Here is a 12,542-nt window from a genome sequence, read left to right as displayed (position 1 = left end):
ACAAACCATTCTACCTTATGATCTACAAAATTTCAATTTCACTCTACGTACCCAAAGAGAGCCTACTACAAGAAGTAAGCTCTCTTTGGACTGACTAATCCTTATTTTTTCTATCCCTAGGATAAAATAGGCACAACTTTTTTGTAAATCATCATTGCGAATATAGAAATAATAAAGCCTTTTATAAGATTAAAAGGTGCAATCGCTAAGGTAATAAAGGATGCTAAATCAATAATATGAGGATTGGCGACCGTCCCTAAGGCAATCATTTGATCTAAAGGAAAATGTAAGACTGTCTGGTAAAGGGGAATTAAAATAAAATAATTCAATACAGATGCAGAGATCATCATCGTAAAAGTAGCGATTGCCAATGATAAAATGGCCCCTTTTCGGCTACTCTTTTTCTGATAAAAATAACCTGCGGGAACAATAAAAGAGACTCCCACTAAAAAATTAGCTATTTCACCAATTCCCATTGTATGAGTGTTCCCCAAATGTAATACATTCTTAATCAGTTCAATCAATACACCAGCCATAGGTCCTAGCATAAAAGCACCAATCATCGCCGGTAATTCACTAACATCCAATTTCAAAAAGCTTGGCATCATCGGTACTGGTACCTCAAAAAACATGAGTATGACGGCAATCGCTGATAGTATGCCAATTTTAGTTAAATAAGACGTCCGTTTGTAAACCATGTGATCCTCTCCTTTTAAAATGCCAATAAAAAAATTCCGAAATATCTTCGGAATTTAGGTATGACATGTAAACACATAAAGTGCTGTTTTCTCTTCTGTCATCCAGACTCTACTGTCGGCTTTGGAATTACACCAAATCTGCCTTACGGCTCGTGGGCTTGCAAACATAATTTACTTACCACCGGTCGGGAATTTCACCCTGCCCTGAAGATATTCTACTATATTTAATTTTTTAGTTTAAAAGAAAATAATTATTTTTTAGTAGTTACTATAATGAATATCATAACAATTATTTTTTCATAGCGCAAGTAGTTATTTACTCATTTTATCTTATCAAATAAATTATAACCTTGATCCTTTTTTATCTTTAAAAATAATTTATTTAACATCTAATTTACTCTTATTGACTTTCATTATATTACATGTTATATTTTTTGTAATATATAACGCAGAAAAATAACTGTCATTAAAGATTTCTTTACTAGAATTTTTCATTGATAGTTAGTTTAAATTAAGAGATCTTAATTTTAGGAGGATGATGAAAATGACTCATATTCAAGAGAAAAAACTGACAGGAAAAGTGGCTTTAGTAACAGGTGCATCAAGAGGTATTGGGCAAAAAATTGCAGAGGAATTAGCATTAAATGGAGCAAAAGTCATCATCAATTATTCTACTAACTCGGAAAAAGCAGACCAAGTCGTTGCTCATATTAAAGCACTGGGAGGCGAAGCATTCCCTATTCAAGCAGATATCAGCCGTGTTGCTGAAGTAGAGCGACTCTTCAAAGAAACAATGGATCAATATGGACAAGTTGATATTCTTGTCAATAATGCTGGTATTATGACCACAAAAACAATTACAAAGGTAACAGAAGAAGATTTTGATAAAATTATGGCGATCAACGTAAAAGGTACCTACTTTGCTTGTCAAGAAGCAGCTAACTATATGCAGACAAACGGACGAATCATCAATTTTTCCACTTCCGTTGCCGGTATGATGTTTCCAGGCTATAGCATCTATGCTGGTACCAAGGGAGCTGTCGAACAGTTCACACGTCAATTGGCAAAGGAGTTTGGAATCAAAGGAATTACGATCAATGCGGTTGCACCAGGCCCAGTAAATACGGAACTTTTCACCGTGGGGAAAACCCCAGAACAAATTGAAATCCTCAGCAAAACCAATGCCTTCGGACGTTTGGGAGAACCTAATGACATTGCTAACGTTGTGCTCTTTTTAGCCAGTGAAGAATCACGCTGGATAACAGGACAAACAATTCGAATTAACGGAGGAATGATATAATTGTGGTATCATGGCTGACTATGATCTGCCAAAATTAATGAAATAGTGGTGAAAATAATATGGCTAAAACCGGATTAACCTCTGAGGAACTTAAAGAAAAAGTAATGCAAATCACAGAAGAAAAGATCCGCTATTATGGATTTGAAAAATTCCGTTTAACGGATATCGCTCGGGAACTTAAAATAAGTCACGCTGCGCTTTACAATCATTTTCCTGACAAAGCCGCCCTACTGGATGGGATTTCAGCACGCTGGCTGACTCAAATGGATAACACACTCGAACAGCTATCACAAAAAGAAGCACCGGCGCGCCAAGTCATTACGGAATGGTTCCTGAAATACCACGAACTAAAAAAAGAGAAAGTTCTAAAAGACCCTGAGCTTTTCAAATCTTTCAATATGGCGGCGGAAATACTAAAACCATTTATTGTAAATCATTTGCATCACTTAAATGAGCAGCTTTTAATCCTCGTTCAAAAAGCAATCGCTACTGGCGAAATCCGTGGGGAATCACCAGAAAAAGTAGTACAACTCTTATTAGAAGCTACTATTTCTTTTCACCATCCGCGCATGGTTCTAGATCATAAGGATGAACAACGAGAACCACTGTTGCAAAGAATAGTCGAAGTATTGCTTGATGGTCTTACGTAACATCACAGCCAAAAAAACACGAATTGCATCTCATGCAATTCGTGTTTTTTTAGTTATCTTCAGTTTGCAAGATAATGTAATATGCCACCCATTAAATTTGGAGCATTATTCATTTCCATGTTAGAAATAGCTTCAACAAATCTCTTATTATTAGATATCGCCTTTACGCTACCTTCATTATTTTCGATGGTTTCGACTAATTCATTCAGTTTGACCAAGAGCGTTTGCTTTAGTGTTAACATTGTCCCAAAGTCAAACAGTACTCGTGGCTTACCTGTTAAATATTCTTCTATTTCTAACGCTAAAGACTGACAACTCGTCAGCGTGATCGTAGGGTTAATAATCACATGTACCAAATTTCCGCTCTGAGCACTGATAAAATAAGGGGATAAATATTTGTTCCCACCACTCCCCACTGCGGTTGTAGGATCATCTGACCCTTTCATTCTCCGCACACGCTCAATATGTTTCTTCAAATCAAAATCTTGCTGTAAAACATTGTTCAATACCACCGAAACCTTTTCTTTGCTTATCGGTTTGATGATAAAATGTCTAGCTCCACGTTCCAAGGCATCAATAACGACTCCGCGTTCTTCCATGGCGCTGATCACTATGATCTTAGCCTCAGGGTAAGCAGCAATAATTTTAGACGTCGCCTCCGCCCCGCCCAATCCCTGCATCGTCAAATCCATCGTCACTACATCTGGTTTTCGTTTCGTATATTCCACAAAGGCCTGTGAGCCATTTGCTACTTCACCAATAACCTCATGACCTAATGACACTATAATTTTCCGTAAAATACTCCGGGCCACAGCGGAATCATCCGCAATAAGCACTCTTGCCATCTTAAAATTACCTCCAGATCATTCATAAACTCATTTTCGTAACACATCACGCAGACTATCCAGTAACCTTGTCCGATCTAGTTTATACTCATATATATCAAAACCGGCCCGCAGTCCTTTTTCTTTATTTGCATCCCCTGTTAAGGAAGTAAGAGCAATGACTGGTAGATTTTTTATTTTTTCGTTATCCCGAATGGCTCGAACCAATTCTATGCCAGTCATAATCGGCATTTCAATATCACTGACTACCACATCTACCCGAGTTTGGTTCAATCTTTCCAAAGCTTCATGCCCATTCTCAGCAGTAATGACCTCATAACCGTCACTTTCCAGATAGCTTTTAATCACCTTCAAAAAAAATGGTGTATCTTCCACAAGAAGAATCGTAGTCCTTTTATCGTCTCCGACTCCACTCTTATAATATTCCCTTTCACTTTTTGGAGAACTAAAATGATGAGCATAATACTCGGGCGCCGCTTTAGCAAAAAGTACATGTAGATTCAATAAAGTAACCACTGTATCGTTGATGAGTGTCGATCCTAAGATACCAACGCCACAAACTCCATCTTTGTCCATTGAAACCCTTGTCTGTATCGTATCATGTATTTCTTCAGCAATAATCCCAATAACATGGCTTACCAATTTAGGCAATATAATATAGACCTTTGAAGGCTTATTCTTTTTTTGTGAAATAGGTAAATAATGCTCAGGCCTAATCACTCTGATTGTCTGTCCCTGGAAGGAAAAATAATATTTTGAACCGATCTTTTGCAGGCGAGACACATCCACTTCTTCAACTCTCGACACCATCCCGAGATCTAGACCAAGCATTTCCCCACCAGAGCATTTGAACAATAATAAATACTGTTGTTCTTCATCAATTGTCTTTGTTGCTCGAACATCCCTTAATCCCATCTTATCTTCTGCAAGACAAATTCCACCATAAAACCGCAAACTACCAGTGTCAAGGATCATCGCAATACTTCCATCCCCTAAGACAGTCATACCCGAATAAAGACTGCAGCTACTGATAACAACTGAAAGTGGCTTCACCAAAATTTCTTCCATATCATAAACAGAATCTACAATTAACCCATATGAAGAACTGCCCGATTTTACAATTAAAATTCGGAGAACTTGATCGTCATCAACAAAATCGTCAAATTTTTCTTTTACTCCACAGCAGATTTTCTCATCCATTACCTCGCTCAATCGTATAATTGGTATTAATCCCTCACGAAGACGTAATACTGGGCGGTTATGGATAAATTCGATTCGATTTCCACTCGTTTCCTGAGACCAAATTAATACTAATTCTCTCAAATCATCTTGTGGTATGGCGAACAGTTGACCGTTCGCCTCCACGATTAATGCAGAAATAATGGCTAAAGTCAAAGGCAATATCAATCGAAACTTTGTCCCGACTCCTATGTCAGAAAGAATTTCGATCTTCCCGCCTAATTTCTCAATATTTGTCTTTACCACATCCATACCAACACCACGACCAGAAATATCCGTCACTCGTTCTGCTGTGGAAAAGCCTGGCGCCATAATAAAATTGAAAATATCGCCTTCGCACATGTTAGCAATTTCTTTTTTATTAATAAGCCCTTTTTCTACCGCTTTGTCTTTCACTTTTTCTAAATTAATACCGCCACCATCATCACAAATATCAACAACCATGCGCCCTCCTTCTGGATAAGCACTAAGAAGGAGGGAACCAACTAAAGGTTTATTTTTCATTTTCCGAACATCTGGCAGTTCAATGCCATGATCAAGGGCATTGCGCACTAAATGGGTAATGGGATCAACTAATGCTTCAATCAACGAACGATCTAGCTCAAAATTCATCCCTTGCATGACCAAATCAACTTCCTTGCCTGTTTTCCGAGACATATCCCGCACAATACGAGGAAACTTGTTAAAAACATTGGCAATCGGTTGCATCCTGCTTTTCATGACTTTTTTTTGTAATTTAGTAGTCAGTTCGTTAATGCCTTGAGCTACCATTTCCAACTGAGCTACTTCTTTACCAGAGTCTTTAGCAATTCGCAGCAATTGATTACGCCGTAGAACCATTTCACCGACCAGATTGAGTAAGTCGTTTAACAAACTGACATTAACCCGAACAGTATCTTCTGTCATGTTCCCGCTAAGTTTATCCCCCTTAGGAACACCCTCTTGCTGTTTTAAGATCGGCAGCGCTACAATGGCCTCTCTAGCAGCAGTCTGCTCTACTGGCTCATCAATTAATTCATCGGGAATTAAAGTCGGGGTTTCTTTAACCTGCTCATCAGATAGGCTAATCTGATCCCACAGTTCCCAGGCCGAAAGAGCTCCTGAGCGCTCCGTTAACGGACTTATCTGATTCTGGGATGAATCTAAAAAATATTTGATGGCGCTCATATGGTCGCTAATATCATAGCCTCGACTATCAGTTGGATGATTGATCAGTTCTTTCAAGACATCAGTGGCTGATAATAAGGCATCGATCATTTCTGAGCTTACTTCTAATCGATGCTCACGAAACTCACCAAATAAATTTTCAATGATATGAGATAATTCGACGATACGATCGAGTTCAAAAAAACTGGCAGTACCTTTTATACTGTGAGCGGCACGAAAAATTTCATTGACAATCTCATCATTTTCTTCGCCGCCTTCCATATATAAGAGACCAGCTTCTATTTCTGCAATATGTGCCTTTGCTTCAATGACAAATTCATTAAGGAGTTCTCTATCCTGCTCCAAACCGATCACCTACCGCCACTCAAATTTGTCTTTCTATACTTTAAATTTCTTCACCAGAATTTCCAAGCGATCAGTTATTTCCCCTACATCGCAAGCACACTCACTGGTTTTTGAAGCTTTTATTGCTGTATCCGTAATTGCTTTTTCAACCTCTTGCATACTTTGGGAAATATCAAGACTTCCCTTTGCAATCTCCTGGGTAGCTTGAGAAATATTCCCCATGGATGAAGTCATTTCATCTGTACTGTGTGCAACATCTACAGCCTTGCAGGAAATATCGGCAGTCGTATGAAACATGGCTTCAACTCCATTTGCCGCTTCTGTCGCACTCTTTGAAACGAGTTCAGCCTTACCAGCAACATCACTGATTGCCTTGCTGATCGAAGTTACTTGATTAGCTCCTACCGCAATAGCACTAGAAATATCACCTACCTGTTTTGACTGTTCACTAACAGCTGAAGCAATGGTCCGAGTGATATCCATTGTCTCGGCGATTACATCCGTAATCTTTTTCACAACGTCTACGGCCGCTATCATATCGTCTTGCATTTCTTCAATTTGATTAGCAATCAAACTGGCTTCTTCCGCCGTTCTTTTCGATAATTCCTTTACCTCCGCCGCAACGACGGCAAATCCTTTGCCAGCTTCACCAGCACCAGCCGCTTCGATGGTTGCGTTTAATGCCAACATATTGGTCTGTTCAGCGATACGACCAATGATTGCTACAATTTTATTGATTTGTTTCGATGAAACACTTAACTTTTGGATAATGTCAGTTGTTTCAAGAGACCGACTTTTTGCTTCCATCGTAATGTCGATAGAGCGATTACAAGAAGCTGCCACTTCATTAGCAACCATTGCTACACTATTGACGCTACGATAAACCTCTTCAATCACAACACTAACTTGCTTCACTTCTTTTGCTACACCTTCTGATGCTCGGACTGACTCCTTTGAAGTTAAGGACATTTCGTTAGCCAATTCGCTAACAGCTTTAACATTATAACTAACATGTTCCGTAGAACTAGCGGTTTCTTCAATATTGGCGGATATTTGTTCTAAATTACTACTGACCATACTAACAGTGGCACTCATCTCTTGACTATTTGCCGCTACATTGGATGCAATATCGACCAAATTTCCTGCACTACCTTGTAATTCCACCGTTAAATTAACAATGTCCTTGATCATATCTTGAAGATCGTCTACCATCTTATTGAAATTTTGAGCCAAAATGCCAATTTCATTATTCGAGCTAACATCAACCCGTACTGTAAGGTCACCATTCTTAATACGTTCTGTGGCACCGACAATTTCAATAAGGGGCTTTGTGACCCGATTAGAAAACCAGTAAGAAAATAGTGCAGAAATTAAGATCACAACGATACCGATAAAAATATTTTTCATTGCAACGCTATTAATAAATGCTAATGCAGCATTTTTTTTCTGTACCATAATTAAGCTCCAAGGATCTGAGCCGCCAGGCATAGGAACACTGCGATAGGCGCAAATATATTCATCGCCGTTGCCGTCAGTATATTCTCCAACTCCGATTTCACCTTTAGTGACTTTATCAATAATATTTTTTAGGGTGACAGGAACTGTAAAATCAACTTCTTCCGTTTGCTCGTTGCCTTTTTCATCTCTGATAATGTTGCCCTGGGTATCTTTTTTTAATATAATTTTCTTTTGTGATTTATAATTATATAATTCTGCAACTTGGCCTTTATCAGGGTGAGCAACTACAACTCCTTCCCCATCTAAAAGATAAGCATAACTACCCATTCCAAAATTATATTTTTCTACCATTTGTTGAAGAGTCGTCGTTTCTATATCGGCCATCATCACGCCGACTAGATTATCGCCGCTATACATGCCATTTACAGCGGTAGTAACGGCCATATTTCCAGAAACGGAATAATAAGATTTAGTGATATAGGATTTTTTTTCATTCACAAATTTTTTAAACCACCAACGATCAGCACGGTTGGCGAGTGCCCCACTAGACCTCGCAGTTTGATCACCATTGAGTTTATGACTTACAAGTAGCTGAAAAAACGGATAGCGCTTTGCTGTATCCTCCAATATCTTTTTTTGTTTTTCCCCATCATTACCAATCATATCGGAATTTACAGCAAGCTGGGCATTAAGGTTGTAAGCATTCTGCATGAATTGACCGATGTTAGATGCTAAACTTTCCGCCATGACTGTATTGGTCTGTTTAATATTTTTTTCATACCCCGAGGAAATCAAATAGTAACTAACGGACATTGATACCACAATAGCAAATACAATCAAGGCACTATTCATGAAAATAAATTGATGACGGATGGATTTAAACATATTTTCCTCCCTTCCTTTAATGATCATGTAAAAATTTAAAACATTCTAAAAATATGTCGAATTATAAAATCTATTCTCGCAAGAAATGGATAATCCTTTTTTACTTTAGGATATAATTTCCTTATTATAATTTATTTCTATTTACCAATAAAGTGGAAAGGTCATCCCTTACGGAGACCTTTCCACTTTCTATTACTCATTACAATCATTCACTATTTTATTAAATCTAGAACACCATTTGCAGAGAAGATGTGATCGCCTTGTCGAAGGAAGCACCACTATCTTTGACTTTCAGATCTTGATATTCAATGGATAGAACAATGTTTTTAGCAATAACATTTTCATAAGTGAAGAAATAGCCTTTTAGATTATCCATTGCTGAACCATTAACCGCATTACCGTTGAATTTGTAAAGAGGTGATGTACCCACTTTGCCAAATGCAAAACCGTCACCATTCGGAACAGCGCCTTTTTCTACACTGCGATATGAAAGGGCGAAAGCATCTGTATGAGGTTTCTTATAATCAACGATAAATCGTTGTACAGGATAGAAATAAGATGGCAAGTTTGTTCCATTCGTAATTTGGAATGCATACATCTTAGGATTAGAGGCAGCACCTACAGGATTATCTAACGTTGTGCTGACATATTCACCAATCAGTGTCCAAGCACCGATCTTATTAGCAAAGCTAACATCCCAGCCTTTACTTTGGTCATATCCATAATTATACAGGGAACTTCCTTGTGTTAGTTTTTGGTTGTTGTTGTAATAAGAACCGTTAATTTTCAAGTTAGGAGATACTTGATAACCAAGACCTGCATATTGGAATTCGTTGCTTTCGCCCTGAACTGGACTGTCTGATTGAGGGTTAGCAACATAGACACCAGCTTGAAAGTCTAAGGACTTATCTAATTTCTTGAAAAGTGTAACCCCATCATGGTTACCTGTTCTCCAATAAAGTCCACCCTGACCGAAAAGAAGAGGCTGACGTCCCCACATCACTTTATCAAAACCCAAGACATTTTTGGTAGTAAAATAACCGCGATCCATCTCGATCGTATTACCAGTACCAGGAACGCCGCTACTGCCAAACTTACCAATCGTAGTTTGAAGACGAGCATCAAAAGTAGTGTTTTCATTCACAGCAGCGCTCAAATACAATCGCTCTCTCCACGAAAGTTGATCGTTACCTTGAAGTTTTGCTTTACCAGCCGGCGGGCTATCCGATTGATATTGAATCAAGGTTTCGCTTTCAATCTTAAAATTGGATTTTGCTTCTAACTTAGTTGTTCTATCTTCCAATTTCGAAACACGCGCACCAAGAGTCCGCAGTTCACTCTCAAACTCGACTGCTAGCTTGTCAATTAAGACTTTGTTACTAGCATCAGCTTTGCTGGCATGCGTCATTGCTTTGGCTACGATTTGAGCCATTTCATAGCGATTAATTCCTTGGTCACCACGAAAAGCCCCATCACTATAGCCATCGATAATGCCATCTTGAGCAAGTTTGGAAACTGCTTCATAGGCCCAATGCTTCGGTGGGACATCGAAAGGATTGGCAGCGAATGCTGTACCAGCAATGCCTAGTACGAATACCAATGCCAAAAGGATCACGAGAGTCTTCTTCATAAATAAATTTACCTCCTCAGATTTTTGTTAATGTAAGTCTCTATAGACTCTCAACTGTTCCATAGCCCAAGAAGATTGAAAAGGTTCTATGTATGTTACTGAAAAGAACCTGAATACTTCTTTTTTTCTTCCTTTCATTAATTAAAAAAATTGCTTGATGAGTTGACACCTTTTCACGTTTCAGATAAATGTCTCCTCTTTAAGGACTATGGTTTATCCATTATAACACAACATTGTCAATGTATACATATTGCAATCTATTTTTTTGTTGTTTTGTACCCAGCATGCCTAAAATAAAATCATAATAGTATCGTGACTATAACTACATCCGTTTATCAACACATCATATAATCACGTTTAAAAGAATAATATAAAATTTGACTTTGTTAAAGCCTCAGCGCAGACCAAAGTCTTAATTGCCCCTACTTGAACCCTAGAAAGTGTTATACTTTTGGATTACGTAAAAAAAAGACGAGCCTGCTAAGCTCATCTTTTGGTATTCTAGCTATATATCTGATCGAATGTTTTCTGTAATCGGTCATCGATAATTCGGTATTTTGCTGAGTAATCTATCGATCATATGGTCGGCAATATACTCAGGTTGCCCCCATGGTATATCAGCGCCAGAATAAAATTCATGGTCTTGCTCTTCTGTATATTTCCCTGATGGGCGATGGTAACTTATGATTTTCATGACTAAGTCAGTATCTCTTATCCGGTCACCATTCCAACTCATTCTTAAATCCGACCGATAAGCTTTTATTTCAACTGCGATTACGATATCCGCATTCAACTTACCTCCAACATCGGCAAGCAGATTATTGTCAATCTTGCTTTTCTTTTTCTCCTGTAATTGAACAGGCAATGCAGCCAATACATCTGCTTCGGGGATAATCTCAAAAAAAGTTATGATCTTTGATAATGGCATATGAAATTTACGGACGAGAGCGTTTGTAATGATTTTTTCGACGTCCTTATTGATTGAAATGTCATGACTATAAAGCACAGGTAATATAGCAACCTTCTGTACATCGTATGCAAAACAAGTATGAGAACCGATGAGAAATAACCAACTAAATAGAACTATGCGAAACAATTGTTTCTTAAACAAATGACTCACTCCTTTATTCTCTTAATCTGCTCCACCTTCATTCAATAAACTTCTCCATTATTAAAATAATCCCTTGTGATATAAAAAAATCCACTTATTATTTAGTGAAAATAACTCACTCTTCTCAAAATCTACAAAACAAAAAAGCCACGAAATTCGTGACTTAAAAATTTATTTTACTTTCAAATTTAATTAATTGACAGCTTGAATTTCTTTAATCAATTCTTTATGTTGTGGATATTTATCATACAAGGATTGCATTGCCTTACGGAAAGGTTCTTTATTGGGTTTTATTATTTTTACGCCTTTACTTTCTAGTTCTTTCATTGCTTTTAGATCAAACTCCGCCCATAATTTACGCTGAAGTTTCGCTGCTTCTGTTGCACATTCTTTTAAAAGTTTTTGATCTTCTGGACTTAGTGAATTCCACGTTTTTTTACTGACATACAAAAATTCCGGTATAAATAAATGTTCATCTAAAACTAAATAAGGAGCTAGCTCATAATGTTTTCCCGTTAAGTAACTCGGTAAATTGTTTTCAGCTCCGTCTACATCCTCCGTTTGAATTTTTGGGTAGATATCATTAAATAATATTTCTACTCCGGTAGCTCCCAGTGCCTGCATCATATTTTTAAATAAGTCACTGGGAATGACACGAATTTTCATTCCCTTAATATCATCTACGGTAGTTACTGGTTTTGAAGTATAAAAACTACGTGCTCCTGCCGCATAATAGCCTAATATGATAATATCGTGTTTTTCAAATTCTTGAGCCAACCGTTCTCCAATTGGACCATCAAGCACTTTCCAGACATGGGATTCATCCCGAAATAGAAAGGGCATGATAAAAGTCTCTGTCATAGGTATCACTTTTGCGTAGGCCTCAACTCCCGATCGATCCATATCAATAATTCCTGCATTTATAGCATCCTGAATAACCTTTCCTTGCCCTAACTGCCCGCCAGGGTATACCTTTAAATTTATACGGCCACCACTTTTTTCTTCTAGTAATTTGCTTAAGTATAGTTCAGCTTGCGTTGTAGGATACTCTTTAGGATGAAGTTCACTCTCTTTTAAGTTTATCTTTTTAGTTATTTCGTTTTTTCCTACAGTACTGCAGCCAGCTACAACCATAAGACATATCACCAATAACACCAAAAATGTTCTTTTCCTCATACTTCCACCTCCGAATCCACGATTGCTATCTTTAGATC

The 12,542-nt window shown here is 37.8% G+C and carries 9 protein-coding genes and 1 riboswitch; of the genes, 2 read left to right on the top strand and 7 right to left on the bottom strand.

What is annotated here, in order from left to right; translation table 11 throughout:
• Positions 1 to 116 precede the first annotated feature (116 nt).
• A complete protein-coding gene (locus tag ACAN52_RS09355; RefSeq protein WP_378954433.1) occupies positions 117 to 698 on the bottom strand; it encodes an ECF transporter S component in 582 nt (193 codons plus the stop codon).
• Between the two features lie 86 nt (positions 699 to 784).
• Positions 785 to 914, bottom strand: a riboswitch (FMN riboswitch).
• A gap of 328 nt (positions 915 to 1,242) precedes the next feature.
• On the opposite strand from ACAN52_RS09355, the gene ACAN52_RS09350 reads away from it, so the two are divergent.
• Together ACAN52_RS09350 and ACAN52_RS09345 are read left to right on the top strand one after the other, a co-directional pair.
• The gene (locus ACAN52_RS09350; RefSeq protein WP_378954432.1) at positions 1,243 to 1,998 is read left to right on the top strand and encodes an SDR family oxidoreductase; all 756 of its coding nucleotides are present in this window, start codon (positions 1,243 to 1,245) and stop codon (positions 1,996 to 1,998) included.
• Between the two features lie 59 nt (positions 1,999 to 2,057).
• Complete coding sequence (locus tag ACAN52_RS09345) at positions 2,058 to 2,648, top strand: TetR/AcrR family transcriptional regulator (protein WP_378954431.1); 591 nt, start codon at positions 2,058 to 2,060, stop codon at positions 2,646 to 2,648.
• Positions 2,649 to 2,707: 59 nt separating this feature from the next.
• On the opposite strand, the gene ACAN52_RS09340 is transcribed toward ACAN52_RS09345, so the two are convergent.
• From ACAN52_RS09340 to ACAN52_RS09315, 6 genes are all read right to left on the bottom strand, one after another.
• The gene (locus tag ACAN52_RS09340) at positions 2,708 to 3,493 is read right to left on the bottom strand and encodes a response regulator (RefSeq protein ID WP_378954430.1); all 786 of its coding nucleotides are present in this window, start codon (positions 3,491 to 3,493) and stop codon (positions 2,708 to 2,710) included.
• A gap of 30 nt (positions 3,494 to 3,523) precedes the next feature.
• Positions 3,524 to 6,244, bottom strand: coding sequence for a chemotaxis protein CheW (locus ACAN52_RS09335; RefSeq protein ID WP_378954429.1), 2,721 nt, complete (start codon positions 6,242 to 6,244; stop codon positions 3,524 to 3,526).
• A 33-nt stretch (positions 6,245 to 6,277) separates the two neighbouring features.
• Positions 6,278 to 8,587 carry a methyl-accepting chemotaxis protein gene (locus ACAN52_RS09330; protein WP_378954428.1) on the bottom strand — a complete coding sequence of 770 codons (2,310 nt, stop codon included), beginning with the start codon at positions 8,585 to 8,587 and terminating at the stop codon, positions 6,278 to 6,280.
• Between the two features lie 226 nt (positions 8,588 to 8,813).
• Entirely contained in the window at positions 8,814 to 10,217 is a 1,404-nt protein-coding gene (locus ACAN52_RS09325; protein ID WP_378954427.1) for an S-layer homology domain-containing protein, read from the bottom strand.
• Positions 10,218 to 10,755: 538 nt separating this feature from the next.
• Positions 10,756 to 11,328, bottom strand: coding sequence for a hypothetical protein (locus tag ACAN52_RS09320; protein WP_378954425.1), 573 nt, complete (start codon positions 11,326 to 11,328; stop codon positions 10,756 to 10,758).
• 192 nt (positions 11,329 to 11,520) lie between these two features.
• Entirely contained in the window at positions 11,521 to 12,504 is a 984-nt protein-coding gene (locus tag ACAN52_RS09315; RefSeq protein ID WP_378954424.1) for a TRAP transporter substrate-binding protein, read from the bottom strand.
• Positions 12,505 to 12,542: the final 38 nt, after the last annotated feature.

The sequence above is a fragment of the Pelosinus sp. sgz500959 genome (genome assembly GCF_042610375.1).
GTDB lineage: Bacteria > Bacillota > Negativicutes > DSM-13327 > DSM-13327 > CTSoil-075.
Note: the sequence above shows the minus strand (reverse complement) of the source record. Positions and strands in the feature narration are given on the sequence as shown.

Coding starts and splice junctions, on each gene's coding strand:
- ACAN52_RS09355 (WP_378954433.1), bottom strand. CDS start 698: ATGGTTTACAAACGGACGTCTTATTTAACTAAAATTGGCATACTATCA.
- ACAN52_RS09350 (WP_378954432.1), top strand. CDS start 1,243: ATGACTCATATTCAAGAGAAAAAACTGACAGGAAAAGTGGCTTTAGTA.
- ACAN52_RS09345 (WP_378954431.1), top strand. CDS start 2,058: ATGGCTAAAACCGGATTAACCTCTGAGGAACTTAAAGAAAAAGTAATG.
- ACAN52_RS09340 (WP_378954430.1), bottom strand. CDS start 3,493: ATGGCAAGAGTGCTTATTGCGGATGATTCCGCTGTGGCCCGGAGTATT.
- ACAN52_RS09330 (WP_378954428.1), bottom strand. CDS start 8,587: ATGTTTAAATCCATCCGTCATCAATTTATTTTCATGAATAGTGCCTTG.
- ACAN52_RS09325 (WP_378954427.1), bottom strand. CDS start 10,217: ATGAAGAAGACTCTCGTGATCCTTTTGGCATTGGTATTCGTACTAGGC.
- ACAN52_RS09315 (WP_378954424.1), bottom strand. CDS start 12,504: ATGAGGAAAAGAACATTTTTGGTGTTATTGGTGATATGTCTTATGGTT.